Annotated in this window: 16 protein-coding genes; 2 read left to right on the forward strand and 14 right to left on the reverse strand. The window is 36.6% G+C overall.

Going from position 1 to position 17,283, the window contains the following annotated elements:
- Positions 1-367 precede the first annotated feature (367 nt).
- The 5 genes from EL17_RS19195 to rpmH all read right to left on the reverse strand — a co-directional run bounded on the left by EL17_RS19195 (position 368) and on the right by rpmH (position 4,198).
- Positions 368-877, reverse strand: coding sequence for a DUF2480 family protein (locus tag EL17_RS19195; RefSeq protein ID WP_035078065.1), 510 nt, complete (start codon positions 875-877; stop codon positions 368-370).
- Positions 874-1,563 (reverse strand): tRNA (adenosine(37)-N6)-threonylcarbamoyltransferase complex dimerization subunit type 1 TsaB, encoded by a 690-nt coding sequence (gene tsaB, locus EL17_RS19200; RefSeq protein ID WP_035078068.1) that lies wholly within the window; start codon positions 1,561-1,563, stop codon positions 874-876. Before tsaB ends, EL17_RS19195 begins: the two co-directional genes overlap by 4 nt.
- Before the next feature lie 381 nt (positions 1,564-1,944).
- Positions 1,945-3,609 carry a S41 family peptidase gene (locus tag EL17_RS19205; protein WP_035078070.1) on the reverse strand — a complete coding sequence of 555 codons (1,665 nt, stop codon included), beginning with the start codon at positions 3,607-3,609 and terminating at the stop codon, positions 1,945-1,947.
- 14 nt (positions 3,610-3,623) lie between these two features.
- Complete coding sequence (gene rnpA / locus EL17_RS19210) at positions 3,624-3,992, reverse strand: ribonuclease P protein component (protein ID WP_035078073.1); 369 nt, start codon at positions 3,990-3,992, stop codon at positions 3,624-3,626.
- A 47-nt stretch (positions 3,993-4,039) separates the two neighbouring features.
- Positions 4,040-4,198: a 50S ribosomal protein L34 gene (gene rpmH / locus EL17_RS23205; RefSeq protein WP_084166277.1), complete on the reverse strand. Its 159-nt coding sequence runs from the start codon at positions 4,196-4,198 to the stop codon at positions 4,040-4,042.
- Between the two features lie 135 nt (positions 4,199-4,333).
- Between rpmH and EL17_RS19215 the strand changes: the two genes are divergently transcribed.
- Entirely contained in the window at positions 4,334-5,998 is a 1,665-nt protein-coding gene (locus EL17_RS19215; protein ID WP_035078076.1) for a M61 family metallopeptidase, read from the forward strand.
- Between the two features lie 109 nt (positions 5,999-6,107).
- Here the strand turns inward: EL17_RS19215 and EL17_RS19220 are convergent, their stop codons facing one another.
- From EL17_RS19220 to EL17_RS19230, 3 genes are all read right to left on the reverse strand, one after another.
- Positions 6,108-6,815 (reverse strand): hypothetical protein, encoded by a 708-nt coding sequence (locus EL17_RS19220; RefSeq protein WP_035078079.1) that lies wholly within the window; start codon positions 6,813-6,815, stop codon positions 6,108-6,110.
- Positions 6,816-7,159: 344 nt separating this feature from the next.
- Positions 7,160-9,208, reverse strand: coding sequence for a M16 family metallopeptidase (locus tag EL17_RS19225; protein WP_035078082.1), 2,049 nt, complete (start codon positions 9,206-9,208; stop codon positions 7,160-7,162).
- A gap of 119 nt (positions 9,209-9,327) precedes the next feature.
- Positions 9,328-10,656: a M16 family metallopeptidase gene (locus EL17_RS19230; RefSeq protein ID WP_035078085.1), complete on the reverse strand. Its 1,329-nt coding sequence runs from the start codon at positions 10,654-10,656 to the stop codon at positions 9,328-9,330.
- A gap of 489 nt (positions 10,657-11,145) precedes the next feature.
- Here EL17_RS19230 and EL17_RS19235 point away from each other — a divergent pair, with 489 nt between their 5' ends.
- Positions 11,146-12,078: a DUF2279 domain-containing protein gene (locus EL17_RS19235; RefSeq protein ID WP_240486033.1), complete on the forward strand. Its 933-nt coding sequence runs from the start codon at positions 11,146-11,148 to the stop codon at positions 12,076-12,078.
- A gap of 415 nt (positions 12,079-12,493) precedes the next feature.
- Here EL17_RS19235 and EL17_RS24415 read toward each other — a convergent pair whose 3' ends face one another.
- The 6 genes from EL17_RS24415 to EL17_RS19280 all read right to left on the reverse strand — a co-directional run bounded on the left by EL17_RS24415 (position 12,494) and on the right by EL17_RS19280 (position 17,278).
- Positions 12,494-12,814 (reverse strand): CPBP family glutamic-type intramembrane protease, encoded by a 321-nt coding sequence (locus EL17_RS24415; protein WP_164675173.1) that lies wholly within the window; start codon positions 12,812-12,814, stop codon positions 12,494-12,496.
- A gap of 2 nt (positions 12,815-12,816) precedes the next feature.
- Entirely contained in the window at positions 12,817-13,128 is a 312-nt protein-coding gene (locus EL17_RS19245; protein ID WP_035078090.1) for a hypothetical protein, read from the reverse strand.
- 475 nt (positions 13,129-13,603) lie between these two features.
- Positions 13,604-14,254 carry a CPBP family glutamic-type intramembrane protease gene (locus tag EL17_RS19250; RefSeq protein ID WP_035078092.1) on the reverse strand — a complete coding sequence of 217 codons (651 nt, stop codon included), beginning with the start codon at positions 14,252-14,254 and terminating at the stop codon, positions 13,604-13,606.
- Between the two features lie 28 nt (positions 14,255-14,282).
- Positions 14,283-14,573, reverse strand: a complete 291-nt coding sequence (locus EL17_RS19255; RefSeq protein ID WP_035078095.1) for a hypothetical protein — start codon at positions 14,571-14,573, stop codon at positions 14,283-14,285.
- 1,375 nt (positions 14,574-15,948) lie between these two features.
- Positions 15,949-16,395 carry a PH domain-containing protein gene (locus EL17_RS19270; RefSeq protein ID WP_035078101.1) on the reverse strand — a complete coding sequence of 149 codons (447 nt, stop codon included), beginning with the start codon at positions 16,393-16,395 and terminating at the stop codon, positions 15,949-15,951.
- A gap of 658 nt (positions 16,396-17,053) precedes the next feature.
- Positions 17,054-17,278: a hypothetical protein gene (locus tag EL17_RS19280; RefSeq protein WP_035078118.1), complete on the reverse strand. Its 225-nt coding sequence runs from the start codon at positions 17,276-17,278 to the stop codon at positions 17,054-17,056.
- Positions 17,279-17,283 lie beyond the last annotated feature (5 nt).

The raw sequence follows: 17,283 nt of genomic DNA on the forward strand, positions 1-17,283 counted from the left end.
TTTATTCCATCTTGTCTCTTTGTCAGGTGTAATATTTGCATATTACCTATATGTCGTATTGTCTTACATTACTTCAATGAACTTAATTCTCTTGCGAGAGTTGTTTCGAAAAACATCTTTTCCGAAAGCGAGTGCAAATATCAGGAGATTATTTTTAATCTCCAACAATCATTATAGAAAAAATTTTAAAATTTAATTCCTAAATAGACTGTTATTTGCCTTTCAAATTTGTCAACCAATACCTTTTGTCTTGCTTGCCCCGAATGGGAATGCAAACATAGAGCTCTTTTGTAAAATTACCAAACTACCGCTTAATATTTTTGAGAAATAATTCTTAAATACCTGTTTTCAAGCGATATATTCTTTTTCACGCCTTAGAACGCTTATAAATCGGCACAGTACTGCATGGCTCTCCAAACATAATAGACTTAGCAACCCCCTTTAAACGCCTTATGATTTCACCATAAGCAAAAAGCGGAACTGCCACATCACTGCAGCCTTTGACCACTACAGGCCTATTCACATAGTCATCAGGATTGATTTTATTCAATGCCTCATGAAATAAGAACTGTTCCAAAGCGTCTTTATCTCCTACAGCATATGCTGCTGCCACTTCATCCAGATAGGCAGTGACTAACATATAGGCCCATGTAGGCACTATCGCATCTACTGAACAATGAACAGCCACATACTTCCCTTTATATAATGACCAGTCAAGTTCTTTTAGTGCTTTCCTAAAATCCATTTCTTTCAAGACCAGCTCCATATACAGGTAATCTTTTAAGTCAAAAACAATACGGTCTCCAGCAGGATAGAATTCTTCCAGATCTATAGTAGCTATAGAACTGTTTGCAATACGGTTTACGATTTCACTCATAACAATAGCGGATTTTTCTTCGAGGTAATAACCCTAAATTCCTTTAGGTAGTTCGGTTCAAAATAAGCAACATCTACCATATCATTCATCATGAATTTTTTATGGGCCAACTTCCCTACAGATGAAGCGGAATTGACCATGTCAAGGAACCTTGCATTGTGGTGCTTTATTTGATTTTTTATTTTGGATACTGCATCACCTAAAAAAAATACTTTCCCTCTGTCAAAATATTCAATGTAGCTGGATCCATCAATGATCAATGGTTCCAAAACAGAAATCTCGTTCATCTCGCCATCCAATACTTTTTGATACACCTCCATACGCCTTGCATCTATCATCGGAACAATAAAATCCTTTGGATCCACTATTTGGTGTATGCCATATGCCAAAGCATCCAATGTGTCTACTGCTATCAGAGGGATATCATTTGCAAAGGCCATACCTTTAGCTGTAGATACACCTATCCGTAATCCGGTATAGGAACCTGGACCTGAAGAAACGGCTATGGCTTGTAAATCGTTTGTTTTAAATCCGCCCTGTGTCAGTAATGCGTCAATGATGGGCATTAATTTTTGGGAGTGCACATTATCCTGGTGCAGTTCCAACCTTCCAAGTAAGTTACCTTCTCTGTGCAATGCCACCGAACAAACAGCAATAGCCGTTTCTATAGATAATATCAAACCCATATACTTATCAACTCAAAACTTTTATCTTCAATAATCAAAGCCACAAAGATAGTAAAAACAATTTTTAACTTTTTGGAAGGCATATTTAATGCTATCACCACACCCAATGAATGTAAATAGCTGTAATCAGGACGATGTAGCGATCATTAAAACAATTGATATCCTAACGTATATTTCCGTATGTATTTCATGTGGCAGGATAAGGGTGCGAAAAAATGTTCCGACCAAAGAATCGGTGATAGGATTATGCAGCTCTCTCCATCCTAAACGCCTACCTTCAAATGCACAAAAGGAAAAACGGCGATAAACACCGTCTCTCCTCCTGCGCCCTAAAGAGCTGTTATAAAAGCTACGGCCAATTAGAAAAAAATCATTTTTAATTTATTTTTTCTTGCTATTAGCTTTCAATAGCATTGCATATTGATCATGACTGGAAAGCACCTTAAGTGATTCTTGGATATCTTCATCACTGTCCAATGAGGTCTCTACTATACCTTCCTGATAATAATATCTGGAAATCAGTTCATCTTTCAATGCATCCTTTATTTCCGACTTAAATGTCACCAGATCCTGTTCTTTATTATGATTTACACTTTTCTTTAGTTGTGCAATTTCATTTTTGATCTCTTCAAAATATTTTTCCTTTTCAGCATATTTTTCAAGGTCTTCAATAGTCTTTTCTACTCTGGTGGTATAGTCATATTCTTTATCTTTCAGCCATAGCACAAATTCTTGGTACAGCTCATCAGAAACATTAAATTCTCGAGGTCCGGCTATTTCAGCATGCTTTCTGGAAAAAGAATTTGCAAAATCAAAGACAAGACCTCTCGCTACCAAGCTATAAGTTATGGGGGCATAACTACGAGTTGCTATCAAATTATCCGGTTCTATCCCGGCTCCATCCCGCACTATTCTACCTCCTTTGGTTTTAAATTCATTTCTTAGAGAATCAGGTATGGTTCGACCCTGTCCTTCCTCATCTTTCTGGCTATAATCGATCGCTTGGATCAATCGCCCACTTGGAATATAATATTTAGCAGTGGTCACCTTTACTTGAGAATTATAAGAAAGTGGAATAGTACTTTGTACCAACCCTTTACCGAATGTCTTTCTACCAACCAATACAGCTCTGTCATAATCCTGTAAAGCACCTGCCACAATCTCGGATGCAGAAGCACTACGTTCATTGATCAGGACCACCAAAGGTATGTCCTTATCTACCGGAGATTTTTCGGTTTTATAAACCGCATTTACACTAGCCAGTTTTCCTTTTGTCTTTACAACCTCTTTTCCTTTGGGAATAAACAAATTGACTATTTCTACTGCTTCTTTTAATATCCCGCCCGGATTATCCCTTACATCCAAAACCATTTTGGTAGCTCCCTGGCCTTTTAGGTCAAGTAAAGCCTTGCGGACATCAGCAGCTGCATTGGTTGTAAAATCAGTTAACTTGATGTACCCGGTTTCATTATCAATCATTCCATAATAAGGGACATTACTGATGACGATTTTTTTTCTTGTAATATTTACTGCCAATGTATCATCACCCCTTTTTACTTTTATGCTGACTTCTGTATTTGCCGGGCCTTTTAGCAGCTTAGAAATATCTGGCGTTCCCATCTCCCTTACATCTATGGAATCTACTTTAAGCAGTTCATCCCCTATCCTCAACCCCCCAGCCTGGGCAGGAAAGCCCTTATATGGCATCAATATCATATTAGTGCCTATTCTGTTACCTATTAAAGCTCCCACACCGGCATATTCTCCTGTAGTCATCATCCTGAAATCATCAGAATTCTCTTCTGGTATATATTCAGTATAGGGATCTAACTCCTCCAACATGGCATTTATACCTATGGTCACCAATTCTTCAGGGTCAATATCATCTACATAATAAGAATCTAGTTCCCTGATGACCGAGGCAAAGATGTCCAAGTTTTTTGCTATCGCAAAAAGCTTATCGTTCTTAATATTGAATGAAAAAAATACACCGCCTATCATGATAATGGACAGCAGAAGGATAATGATTTTATTCTTATTGGTCATAATAATAAGTTAACTTAGGAATTTTCGGGTTGGGCTATTTTTTTTAAAATCTTCTGTATTCTGGGCTGAATTTTATGAAAACTGTCCAGATCGGATGATACGTATATGAAAGCTATAAGTTTATTCTTACTTAAAGGAACGTCCAGTAGATGTTTATTTAGACGGTAAGCTTCTTTGATCCTGCGTTTGACAAAGTTACGGTTTACCGCTTTTTTTATTTTTTTCTTAGAAACAGAAAAAAGCACCTGATTAGTTTCAACCAGATCCGATTCTAAGACCAGAACTTTGAAGGGATATAAAAAAAAAGAGGAACCTTTATCAAAAAGTTCCTTTATTGACTTTTTAGAATGTAATCTCTCATTCTTGGGAAGTTTATAATTCATAGCACATTATTACCGTATCCAAAAATACGCAAATCATGCTTTAAGAATTACTTCTTCACCGTTTTTTCTGAAGATACAGTAAGCTTATGTCTGCCTTTTGCTCTTCTCGATCTGATTACTCTTCTACCGTTAGCAGTAGACATTCTTTCTCTGAATCCGTGCTTGTTTCTTCTTTTTCTTCGAGAAGGCTGAAATGTTCTTTTCATTTTATGCTTTATTTAATATTTGCGATCCTATATCTGCTTCAAAGGGTTGCCCCTAAAAAGGATTGCAAAGATAAATAGGATTTTTTGATTTACAAATCAGTAACTTACTTTTGTTTTTCAATAAGCTAATCACAAATGCAATATTTCATACATAGGATCAATCCCTTATCCCAATATATCCAACTAGACTTACATATATACTGCCATAAAAAGGAGACGATTATGCTGCAGCTCCCTGCATGGAGACCAGGAAGATACGAACTAGCAAATTATGCACAAAAAATAAGAAAGCTAGAAGTATTTAAAACAGATGTATCTATAGCTGTCCGAAAAGAGACAAAAGACTTATGGACATTCTCGGCAGACGAAGAAGGTATTTATACGGTTAAATATGATTTCCATGCGAACCAGATGGACGCAGGTGGCAGCTGGTCAGATGATGAACAGCTCTATTTGAATTTTATCAATTTCATATTCGAAGTAAAAGGAAGAGCTGATGAAGAAATCACCGTCCAAATAGACCTTCCCCCAAATTATACCACAGCTACAGCATTGCCCCAGATAGACCAACACCTGTTTAGAGCAGAAAATTTCCAACATTTGGTAGACAGCCCATTAATAGCATCATCTTCGCTTTCACATTTTACCTATACCGTCGAAAAGACTACTTTCCACATTTGGATACAGGGAGACATCCATTTTGATGTAGCAGATTTACTCACCACATTTAAGGAATTTACCTGTAAACAAATCAAAGCTTTTGGAGAATTCCCTGCTGAAGACTATCATTTCATATTACAGATACTTCCTTATAAACATTATCATGGGGTAGAACATCAATATTCGACGGTAATCACCCTGGGGCCTGCGATTAAATTAAAAGATAAAGAATACCTCGATAAACTGGTGGGAGTAAGCTCACATGAGCTGTATCACTTTTGGAATGTATGCAGGATCCGGCCAAAAGAGCTAATGCCCTATAACTTCGCAAAGGAAGCCTATATCAATACCGGAATGGTGGCGGAAGGAGTAACAACATATATGGGAGATTTGTTTTTACTGAAGTCCGGCTATTACACTTTGGAAGATTACCTTAAGATTATAGAGAAACTTCTTGATAGAGAATATGAAAGCTATGGATGGCAAAACCAATCCATTGTTTCTTCCAGTCTGGATCTTTGGCTAGATGGATACAAAACAGGAATACCCGATAAAAAAGTATCAATTTATAATAGAGGAGCGATGATCTCTCTTTGTTTAGACCTTATCCTTCTGGACAATGGCAGCTCCCTTCATGAAGTGATGAAAGGGATGTGGATCAGATTCGGCAAAACGAATATTGGATATTCCTTAAAAGATTTTAAAGATACCGTATTGGCAACTATCTGCGATGAGGGATTGAACGAATTTTTTGAAAGGTACATATGGGGAACTGAAGATATATGGCCAATACTTGTTGACCAATTAAGAAGCATAGGAATAACCTGCGATAGAGCACCAAGAACTTCCTTTTTGGAAGGAAGATTAGGTATTATGACATCTGATACTGGGGTAGTGACCAAAGTACACATAGCTGCACCAGCTTTTGAACAAGTCATGATAGGTGATGAAATTTGTCACATAGGAGGAGAGAAATTTTCACCGGATTATCGGTCTGATGCGGCAGCCATAACGATGGAATTGCTTCGGTTTGGCAGGGAAATTAAAATTATATTACCACATAAAGACACATCATATTATACCCAACATAAACTGAGAGTGCTAGAAACTGCCATCAAAAGAAAATATTGGATGTCATAAAAAAACGTGTTCAACACAGGTGAGAGTGGCAATAAGTATCTTATGAAAAATTAGCTCCAAGTAATGTAAAGGGCCCACTATAGCAAGTGGGCCACTATATCATTATATTTTATTCGAAATCATCATCTGAAACTTCAGCATTGAAATCCACAGTTTCTACTGTAGCTTTCATAGGTTCAGGTAGCATGGGAGATTTAACCGATAACGATGTTGGATATTTGACGCCCTCAAAGACTTCATAATCAGCATAAAATGTATCTCCAGCGGTGGCATTTTCACTTTTAACTTTAAGACCTGTTTCTACGCTATAATAATTGATGATAGAAGCGCCTGTGGAATTTTTTACTGCTATTTTATGCGCTTCCTCGCCATCTACATCATGGGTTCCTTCATGGGTGAGTTCGTAACCCATTTCATCATAATGAAGCTCTGGGAAGATGAACATATTCATTCTAGCTTCCTCATACTGTTCATCAGACAATGTTTGGTTTTGCCCCATCCCTGATACTACAGCCTTACCGTCCTTTACAGTAATATTGGAAGCCTGATTACCCATTACCATTACTTTTTGGTTCATGCGGCTATTTTCATCATCATGCACAAAGAACATATTTATGACCATACCCTGAAACTCGGCCACCATTTCGAGGCGGGCAGTTTTAATATTACGAAGGCTAGACTCCCCACCGATAGCAGCAATATATTTTTCTATCACTTCTGTGGCAGAGGGCTCTTTTTTATGTGCAGGAGCCGCTATGGCGCTCAGGCTGGTAATCAGCGCCACTAGCGCTATTAAACCTATTTTTCTTGTCATCATTTGTTTATTTTTTTGGAGTTTTTTAAGCTTATCGATTATTCCGTACGAAGATCTGAAAAGGAATTTGCATAATGACCAATAATTTCCCTAGTTGTGGACTGCATCTACTTCAATTTAATCTGTAGGAGACTACCCTCAACCGAGATCGGGCTGCACGCTAGCAAGTTTATCATCATCCCTATGTGTGAAGTTAGCTTCATGCTCGATTCCATCTGATTATATTTTGATTTTTAAAGGCCATAACTTCTCCCGTGACGAGGGAACACGATGAAATCTACCATGGGCATCCTGGATAGCCATCCAAGATGCCCTCTGTAAAGCCCATTTTTTACTAATTTACAATACTAATTAAAATCAGCAGCTGCAAGATCCGCATTGATTTCAACATTTTCTACCACGGATTTGAGCGGCATAGGGATCATCGGTGATTTTACTGTTAATTGGGTAGGAAATTTTACACCTTCATATTCCTTATAATTTTCATAAACGACTTCACCACTAGAAGCACTTTCGCTTTTGATCTTTAGGCCTGAAGATACGCTGTAGTAATTAGTCACCTGCGCACCGGTAGGGTTTGTGACGATCACTTTATAGGCATCCTGCCCATCTACATCCTTTACCCCATCCAGATCCAGGGTATATCCCATTTCCTCATATCTTGTTTCAGGGATGATGTACATACCCATCTTTGCTTCTTCAAATTGCTCATCGGTCATTTCCTGGCTCTGGCCCATTCCTGTCATGGTAGCTTTACCATCCTTGATCACTATATTAGAAGCTACATTTCCCATCATCATGATCTTCTGACTGAACATCCCGTTAGGTTCATCATGTACACTCAGCATATCCAATTTCATGCCCTGAACTTCAGCAGTACTAGAAATTTTCGCCCTTTCTATATTAGAGACGTTCTCTTCACCTCCAATAGCGTCAATATAGTTAGCCAATACCCGCTCAGCAGTCATATCAGCGTCTGCCATTACGACCTTCCTTGCAGGATTGCCCATATTGTCATACTGGTTTATCTCTCCAAATTGGGCAAGACCATCCTGGATAACTGAACCATTTCCTACTACAGTGATGTACATGTTCTCAGGTTTAAGGTATTTTTTAGCCGCCTGATTGATATCCTCTACAGTCAAATCATTTAGGCGCTGAAGATAGGTGGCATAGAAATCCTTGGATAAATCATATCGCTCAGTATTTATAGCAAAATTGGCAATAGTAGAAGGGCTTTCCAGAGAACGGCCGAAGCTTCCGCTAAGGTTAGCTTTAGCTGCATCGAGTTCTTCCTGGGTAATTCCATTTTCTACTATATTCCTGATTTCATAAATGATTTCATATACAGCACTGTCTGTTACTTCAGACCTAACAGATGCTCCTGCAGAAAAAGTAGCGATATGCTTATCAGATCCTATCGATGAATAAGCTCCGTAGGTATATCCTTTGTCTTCTCTTAAGTTCATAAATAGTCTAGAGGAAGATCCTCCACCCAAAACGTAATTAAGCACACGTGTATCTAGATAGTCTTCATCGCTAATGTGCATTTTCACAGGATGTGTTACGCTGATTACAGACTGCACAGATGCGGACCTATCTACCATTGCTACCTTATTTTTTTCAGGGGCCTGTGGCTTTGCTACATCTTTAGATGGAACCTCGCCTTTTTCCCATTCAGCAAAATACTGGGTTACCAATTTTTCAGCTTCCCCTTTATTAATGTCCCCCACAATCGCCATATAGGCTATGTTAGGACGGAAGTAAGTGGTATAATAGTCTTTTACATCTTCTACCGTGATATTACCAATTGTCTCTTCGGTGGCTTCTTCTCCATAAGGGTGTTCCTTACCAAAAACTACTGAAGAGGTCAGTCTGCTGGAAATAGCGTCCGGGTTGTCTTTGCTGCTAGCCAAGCCACTGATAGCTTGCTTTTTCAGCCTCTCTAATTCCGACTCTGGAAATATCGGATTATAAAGAACATCAGCCATTAGTTCTACTATTTTGTCCTGGTTCTTTTTTAAAGAAGAAGCAAACAGGGATGTAGCACCAGCATTCAATGAAGCACCAAGGAAATCCACTTCTTCATCCAACTCATCTTTACTTCTGGAGGATGTTCCAGCCATCATCATTTGTCCTACAAAATCTGTGAGTCCGGCCTTTTCCCCTTCAAAAATAGGATCTCTATCCAAGATTAAAGAAAAAGCAACTCTAGGAAGTTTGTTATTCTCTACCACAAATACTTTTAGACCATTAGCCAGAGTAAAGGATTCTGCATCTCCAATCTTTATTTCAGGGGCAGGCCCTGGTTCAGGCCGCTTACTCCTGTCTACTTGGGCAAATCCGGTTTGGGATATGACCAAAGAAAGCATTAGATATATAAATATGTTTTTCATCTGTTTATATTTTTTTTCAAAGGTCAGTTGGAATCTCGCAGAATCTATAATCATCCCATTTGTGGGGCTTTACTCATACTCGATTTCATCTGTTTATAATTGATATACTTTTTAATGATTTATTCAGCAGGCTGAGCAGACTTTGGAAGATAATGCAATACTACTCTACCTTCTAATGTCAAGTACTCATTTGCTACACGCTTAATATCTTCCTGTTTAACTTTTCTATAATTAGAAAGCTCTTGATTGATATATTCAGTATCTCCGTAAAATACTTTGGACTCAGCCAGATTCTGTGCCACTCCTGCCATAGTAGAATTTTTACTCACCAATCTATTCTCTATAATATTTTGAAGTTTCTGAAAATCTCTATCAGAGATGCCTTCTTCCTGAACCTTTCTTAGAATCACATCTATCTCTGATTCCAGAGCAGATGCTTCTATACCCATATTAGCAACGCCATACATAATGAATATCCCACCATCCTCTAGATCCAATGGAATGGCTTGAACCGCAAGTGCTTTCTGCTGTTTCTCCACCAATTCTTTGTTCATCAAAGACGATTTCCCACCTGTAAGGTAGGTAGAAAGCATACTCATCGCATAAGAATCTTCATGCGTCTTTTTCGGTAAATTATAGGCTTGGATTACAGCAGGAATCTGAATATTATCATAAATGATATCCCGAACTTCTTCAGTCTTTTTAGGTTCCTCTACATTTGGTCTTCTAATTTCACCTGTACCTTGTGGTACTTCTGAAAAATACTGTTTAACCCATTCCTCTGCCTGATCATAATCTATGTCACCGGCTATTGTTAAAGTAGCATTATTTGGCACATAAAAATCATTATAAAACTCAATGAACTCATCCAAAGAAGCGGCATTCAAATGTTCCAGTGAACCTATAGGAGTCCACTGATATGGATGTTTAGAATATGCACGGGACATTGTCTCTGGCAAGATGGTACCGTATGGCTGATTATCATACCGCTGTCTTTTTTCTTCTTTTACTACTTCTCTTTGAGTATCCACCCCTACCTGATCAATTTTTGCATGAAGCATTCTTTCGCTTTCCATATAAAGAGCGAGTTCCAGCTGATTGGATGGCAAAGTTTGGTAATAGTACGTAATATCATTAGAGGTAAAAGCATTTAAAGTACCTCCTGCTGACTGAATGATATTCATATACTCACCCCTACCAAGGTTTTCAGAACCTTCGAAAAGGAGGTGCTCAAAAAAGTGTGCGAAACCCGTTCTTTCTGGATTTTCATTTTTTGAGCCTACATGATATAATACTGATGCAGTAATAATAGGAGTTGTATTATCCTGATGCATGATTACATGCAAGCCATTGTCAAGGGTAAATTCCTTGTATTCAATGTTGTTTTGTGCTATTGCCGAAAGGCATAGTGCGCCACTTAGCAACATCAAAAGCGAAAACTTTCTCATAAGTATAGATTTGGATTTAATTTTCTATTTGCCGAATGTAAAACAGTATAATTCATTGTATGATAATAAGATGCCTTACAAAACGGCAAAAGTTAAAAATAGGTTGGAAAAGTAAGTTATTTATGGCTGAGTAACAAATTTTCAATATACTTTAAAATATAAAAAAATAAGAGATTAGTTATCTTGTTACAGTAGCGGACGATTGGTCTTAAAAAAATGTCCGATTATGGACAAATTCGTTCTTTTATTAGGGAGTATTATCGATATTAGTTTTAAAAAGGGAGATGGTTAACTTTTTCAAAATAATAAACAAAATCATAAAAAGTAGATTTTATTTAATTTTTTCATTAAAAAATCATACGTTTGAATAATATCCCGGTCTTTACTGTAAAAGCAAATCCAAGTCGGGGAGATAGTTTGAAAAATCATTGAGGTTATAAGTCTCCCTATTTTCGGAAAAACGATTATAATTTACCTATGTGTAAAAGAATGCATAAGACCTCCTTTCCCCCGGTGATGGGTAAAATGCTTTCAATATTTTTATTACTATTTCATTTATCAACCCATTCAATAGCTCAAGTACAAGTAAGTAGTGACACACTTACTCCCCACCAGGTTCAAAATCGGGTGATCGGATTATCTATTGGATTTGCAGTAGGGTATACTGCAAGTCTGGTATTGCTTAACAAAGCATGGTATTCCCAGGATACCAGAAGCAGTTTCCACTTCCATGACGACCTTCACTATTGGAACCAGATGGATAAAGCAGGACATTTTTATACTGCTTTTCACCAAAGTAGGGCTGGTATAGATGCACTTCGCTGGGCGGGAGTTAAGGAGAAAAAAGCCATATGGATTGGAGGAATGATGGGAGTAGTCTTACAGACCCCTATAGAATTATTTGATGGATTTAGTTCCGAATATGGAGCATCGGTAAGTGATTTTGCTGCCAATACCCTCGGATCTGCAGGAGTCATAGCTCAGGAGCTTACCTGGGGAGAGATCCGTATCATGCCCAAATTTTCCTTTCGTCCGACCCCCTATGATCCCAATCGATTGGAAATGTTCGGTAATTCGCTCCCCGAGCAGATCCTTCAGGATTATAACGGGCAGAGTTATTGGCTTTCAGTTGACATAGCCGCATTTTTAAAGAAAGATAGCCGCTTCCCTAAGTGGCTGAATATAGCCACTGGATACGGCGCAGGTGGAATGGTTTATGGTGATCCGATAAAAAACCGCCTGGCAGGGCATCAATCTTACAGACAGTTTTTCCTTTCTACTGATATAGATCTAAGGTATCTGCCGGTGAAGGGAAGGTTTCTGAAAACGGCTATTTATCTGCTGAGTATATATCGGATTCCTATGCCGGCGGTGGAATATAATACAAGGAATCAGGTGAGGGTTCATCCCCTTTTTTACTAGTCTATCTGCTAATTCAGGTTTAAATCTGCACAGAAAATTTTTCATCAACTGTTTTACATATATGAAAACACAAAAAAGCTCCTAGGAATGAAGCTAAAACATCAAACATATCAAGGGTTGCGTCATAAATATGTTGCTGAATAAATATCTCATAAATCACCAGCCCTATAAATGACCTATACAAATCACTTTATTATTTACATCATTACTTAGGGATTTATGAAAAAAAACAACCATAAAAACTGAAAAAAAATTTGGCGCCACATCGGCAAAATGAAAATCATAGACATTGTTTTCATAAATATATTGTTGATATGGAAGTCTGAAAACCAAGAATAAACCAGGATTTATCAAAAATAGAATGGCATAAATAGCTTTTAATTTATTGAATTTGATCATGCTCATTTAATTAAATCTATAGTAATAATTTTGGAAGAATAAATATTAAATCCCAGGTCATATGAAATAGAATACTATATTTTAATCCGTAATTCCAAAATATAAACGAGAGAATCAAAGCTCCGACGAATTGAGACAAAATCAATAAAGGTATGTAATAGAAATTGATGAGTACATCTAGCGTATTATAATTTGCTAAATGAAATAAGGCAAAAATTACAGCGGACAGGAATACTATAATTATCCGAGAGGGAGGTGTCCTAAATTTTAATAAAAGTGCCAGTCCTCCAATATACAATGCGAAGATTAAAAGGTGGAATAATGACGAGTGAAACATAATCAATGCAAAAAGAAAGAAATAAGCAACCTTTGTATAGATAGCTTTTGATGATACCTAAACATAAATTCTTCCATGATAGGGGCTAAAATCACTGCATTCAAAACTATTTTGAATTTGGAAGTTCCAAGCCACCCATCTACATGCTGAAATTTTTCGATTCTAAAGGTTAAGATAAGTGTAGCCAATAATAACACAACTAGGATTTTAAAAACCAGTAATGTTAAAAAGCTTTTGCCATCTAAATCAGCTTTAGATAAAGAATTACTGGAAGTTAAAAAATGCCGAAAATCTAAAAAGATATTATTTCTCATCACTCTTTATTAGTGCCACATCCTTACACCTACAAAGTATCCTAACCCTACAGATAATAAAATCAGTATTGCGAATAGATAGTACAATGAAACCCCATTGATAAACTTGTTCATAACCATTATCCTTATAATTATTCTAACGAAAACTTCATTATATTTAATGGTAAAAATCATTTTATAAATCTAAGTGTATACCTATGAAAACACTTAAAACGATCCCTATGAGAAACATTACAAGTAGAAAGACTTGAAATGATTTATCCCCAACCATATTAATCAATATATTTTAATCATCATTTTAGATTGAATTAAACCCCTCAAGAAAGCCACGAACGAAGTCATGACGATATGTTATTAAATACCCAATATAGAAGATGACCACAGTCATCAATAGTAGTATAATTGTCTTTTTCATACGATTTTTATTATATACTTAAAATTAATCTTTGAATATAAGCCCCAGTTGTCTTACTATTTAATCAAATTCTAGAAATACTGCAGGCACAACTAACACCGCATTATAGACTGCATGGAAAAGCATGGCTTTAAGTAATCCATAGTGAAGTCTTATAAAGCTTAGTAAAAGTCCAAGTCCGAACTGGATCAATACCAAGAAAGGTATCCAGTAGAAATTAGAAAGAAAATCAAAATCTCTGTAATTTCCCAGGTGGACAATTCCAAAAAAGAAGGCGGAAATGTATACTGCAATATGGAGGGGAGGCGGGTTTTTCCGAAGCGCCAGTATAAACAAAACCAAGAGGTATAGCATCAGTCCTGCTCCGATAATCCATAGCTGTGATAACATAAAAACAGAAGCTATCAAACTCCACATAATCGCTTTTTTCTGCAAGGTAAGATGATAACGGAAGATGGTTTCTTCCAACAGCGGCGCAAACACAATTACCATTACCAGAACTAGGGCCTTATGGTCCCTCATCAATTCTTGAATAATATTATCAAATTCTCCTACTCCCATAAACTCAAGGAGAAATGCATAAGGTATGACCAAACCAAACGTGATCATCAAAAGAAGAAAGAAATTGGAGGCCGTCAGTGGTGCCACAGTTCGCATCAACTTTGGCTTTTTTATAAAATTGAGCAAATCCTGATATATGCTGCTGTTCATAACCCTATATATATTGAAGTTTGCTTATTTAAAATCCCCTGTTATAGATAGAGATAAATATACCTATAGCCATTCCAATTATCATTGCAGAATAAAAAAATCCACCCTTTGAAGATTCCAGTATAGGATCCCCATCAACATACATATCATATACAATACCTCCATATCCTAGACTGGAAGTGAATTTAAATTGCTTATCAGCTCCTTCAGTGTTTATACTAAAGACGTGTCCGCCACCTAAAAAAGACCTTTTGGTAGAAACTTTTTGCCCATTTTCCTTTAATGGTTTCTTTTCCTGACCATGAGTTATAGAATTCAATTTTTTGATTTTGGTAATGAAGAGTTGTTACTAACATAAGAATACAGTTATAAATTGAAAAATTTCCAGAAGCAAAAGGTCAGTTTTAAAATGAGCTGGAAAAATATCCAGCATTCTTTACAATTGCAATAGTACCTATCGATTAAGTTTTGCATTGCTGCTAAATAATCAGGCAATCTCGAATTTATAAAATTTAAACTTGGATTAATCCTTAAACAGTTCAAATGATTTTTGTTATAAATCTATGGATTTATCAGCTTACTCAAAAAATAGTGTTAATCCCAAAATCCCATTAAAAAGCGCATGAAAGTATACGCCCATCATAAATCCATGTGAAAGTCTGACAAAACAGAGAATCAATCCACCTAAAAACTAGCTAAGAACCAAAAATGGCAGCAGATAAAAATGCTTCAGATAATCAAGATCCGAATAATTAGCCAAGTGCATCAAAGCGAAAAATCCTGTGGAAATATAAATAACATAAATTATCGGAAGTGGTATTCTTATCAGCTTTCCGATCAAGAAAATTCCAAGGAATACTAAATATCCAGCACCGAATACCCAAGATGACCCTCCTAAAAACCAATTGATAAAATAGCTGAAATGATAATTGCTTTTGTTTTGAGATGAAGAGGGCAACGAAATATTAGTTCTTCAATAAAAGGACCAATGGTTACATTTAGGATGAAGAAAAAAGTTTTATTATCAATAAAATCTAATTTATGGTCCAGTTCATTGGCATCCATTAGCCATAAAATTATTCCTGTTACTATTATCACAGGAAATTTGATACCCAATAAAATCAAGAAATCCATCACTGTGAATTCGCCTTTCCCGACAGCCTGGCCTGTTAAAATAAAAGTTTTGAGTTTCTGAAGGGTATTGTTCAGGAATCTTCTGACGCTTTTTTATAACAACCATAAATTTCGATTAATTATAAGACAATTCATGTGTCGCTTTGCTCATTTCCGAAGAGAATCCTCTGTTCCCTCCCTTGCCCCCGTCGCCTCGCGCTTTTCTTCTCTGTGGCCTCTTGCTCTCTGTGGTTACTAATAAATGCAAAACAATAAACTTCATAATATTGACAGACTTGGTAGCTGCTTTAGAGTTTTAAGCTTCTTCCTTTTCAGGATATTTGTAATGATTATACATCAACCAAAATCCAATAAATAACCCTATTACTAAGTTGATCAGAAAATATATTAAGCTGAAGGCGCTCCATCCAGCATATATTTCCTGATGACTTGAAAAATTTAATTCTACAAAGTTTATTAAGAGGTAAATAATGGCATACACTATCCCAAATAATATAGTTTTTAAATAAACACTTTTTCTTATATCCATATCTTTTCATTTCATTTATATCCGCTACTACTCAAGAGCTCACTTTTATCTGATCATTTTCTTTTAGCAGATCCATTACAAATACCTCGTTGTCCTCTGGTGTGATGTACACCTCATCAAATTTGTTGTATTTGATCAGCAATCCTTTAAGGCCAAGTGCTGGCTTCACCCCCACATATACGGTTATGTTTTTGATGACTTCCTTGATCTGGCTGATCGGAATTTCTCCTTTTAAAAACCCCGACTTGTAAAATAGCTTGCCCTGTCCAATACAATAATAGGTACTAAAATATATATGAAGAATGATAACAATAGGCGGCAATACGCTGATGATTAGATACGGCCTGGCACTGAAGCTGTCCCACCCTATCACAAATACTAAAATGGGCAACAAAATAAAAACCGCTATCAATATATGAATGAAAGCAGAGCGCTTCGATGAGTATTTTTTTAATTCGCTTTGATTGCTGTTTACCATATCAGGTTTATTTAAATAGGATCTTTTAATCGCTGCACAAATACGAATCCCGTCAAACCCGTACCTATGAAAGTGAGGATATTCCCTAAAACACCATATCCTATTATAGTTTCCGAAATGGGCTCCCCTCTCAATTTATGAAGCCGAAGTACCAGGAATATCAGTGACAATCCACACAGTAGAAAGCAAATGGCAGCCATTATTTTATTTGATCGAGGGCTCATAACCTAGTTTCAATCTTATTAATGATATATGAGACCATTCAAAAATAAGGTTAAAAAGTTTGATATACTATGAAAACCATAGCATATACCAAACCTTTCTTATACCGGATAAAGCTTAATAATAAAGTAGCAGGCGTAAGTGCCATAATCACCAAAAATATAGCAAGCGTCTCATTATCAGTTACAACATTGATAAAGTGAATCCTGTCAAATATAAGGGATGTAATTATTACTATGGTGCAGAACAAAAAAGTTGAAAGATTTTTTTTACCATGTTCTTTTTTCTCTTCCCACCACATCCGAATCAAAAATAATACAGGTCCCAAAAAGAAGATGTACCAATAGGTATTGAAAACAAACATGATAATGATAAGGGGGATAAGAAAAAAATATGCGTGTGCCCTCTGTCCACTTAAATGAAATCGAAATAAGAGCTATTCAATAATAGGCGCAATTAGCAGTGCGGACCATATGGAAAAACTATCTATAGCAGAAAAGGTGTCATCATAACCCTTCACGCCAAGCCTCATAGCTATAGGATCTGATATCAGATAAGTGTAGACAATAATAACAAGATATAAAATGGATAAAACTCTTAAAAATTGTATGTCTATCTTGCTTTCTTCTAAAAAGGGAGCGAGTGTTATTGCTTTTTTCATTGTCT

The organism is Anditalea andensis, from assembly GCF_000714815.1.
Classification (GTDB): Bacteria; Bacteroidota; Bacteroidia; order Cytophagales; family Cyclobacteriaceae; genus Anditalea; species Anditalea andensis.

Excerpts from the sequence above, each read along its gene's own strand:
- EL17_RS19195 (WP_035078065.1), bottom strand. The coding sequence starts at position 877 with ATGAGTGAAATCGTAAACCGTATTGCAAACAGTTCTATAGCTACTATA.
- tsaB (WP_035078068.1), bottom strand. The coding sequence starts at position 1,563 with ATGGGTTTGATATTATCTATAGAAACGGCTATTGCTGTTTGTTCGGTG.
- EL17_RS19205 (WP_035078070.1), bottom strand. The coding sequence starts at position 3,609 with ATGACCAATAAGAATAAAATCATTATCCTTCTGCTGTCCATTATCATG.
- rnpA (WP_035078073.1), bottom strand. The coding sequence starts at position 3,992 with ATGAATTATAAACTTCCCAAGAATGAGAGATTACATTCTAAAAAGTCA.
- rpmH (WP_084166277.1), bottom strand. The coding sequence starts at position 4,198 with ATGAAAAGAACATTTCAGCCTTCTCGAAGAAAAAGAAGAAACAAGCAC.
- EL17_RS19215 (WP_035078076.1), top strand. The coding sequence starts at position 4,334 with ATGCAATATTTCATACATAGGATCAATCCCTTATCCCAATATATCCAA.
- EL17_RS19220 (WP_035078079.1), bottom strand. The coding sequence starts at position 6,815 with ATGATGACAAGAAAAATAGGTTTAATAGCGCTAGTGGCGCTGATTACC.
- EL17_RS19225 (WP_035078082.1), bottom strand. The coding sequence starts at position 9,208 with ATGAAAAACATATTTATATATCTAATGCTTTCTTTGGTCATATCCCAA.
- EL17_RS19230 (WP_035078085.1), bottom strand. The coding sequence starts at position 10,656 with ATGAGAAAGTTTTCGCTTTTGATGTTGCTAAGTGGCGCACTATGCCTT.
- EL17_RS19235 (WP_240486033.1), top strand. The coding sequence starts at position 11,146 with ATGCATAAGACCTCCTTTCCCCCGGTGATGGGTAAAATGCTTTCAATA.
- EL17_RS24415 (WP_164675173.1), bottom strand. The coding sequence starts at position 12,814 with ATGTTTCACTCGTCATTATTCCACCTTTTAATCTTCGCATTGTATATT.
- EL17_RS19245 (WP_035078090.1), bottom strand. The coding sequence starts at position 13,128 with ATGAGAAATAATATCTTTTTAGATTTTCGGCATTTTTTAACTTCCAGT.
- EL17_RS19250 (WP_035078092.1), bottom strand. The coding sequence starts at position 14,254 with ATGAACAGCAGCATATATCAGGATTTGCTCAATTTTATAAAAAAGCCA.
- EL17_RS19270 (WP_035078101.1), bottom strand. The coding sequence starts at position 16,395 with ATGGTAAACAGCAATCAAAGCGAATTAAAAAAATACTCATCGAAGCGC.
- EL17_RS19280 (WP_035078118.1), bottom strand. The coding sequence starts at position 17,278 with ATGAAAAAAGCAATAACACTCGCTCCCTTTTTAGAAGAAAGCAAGATA.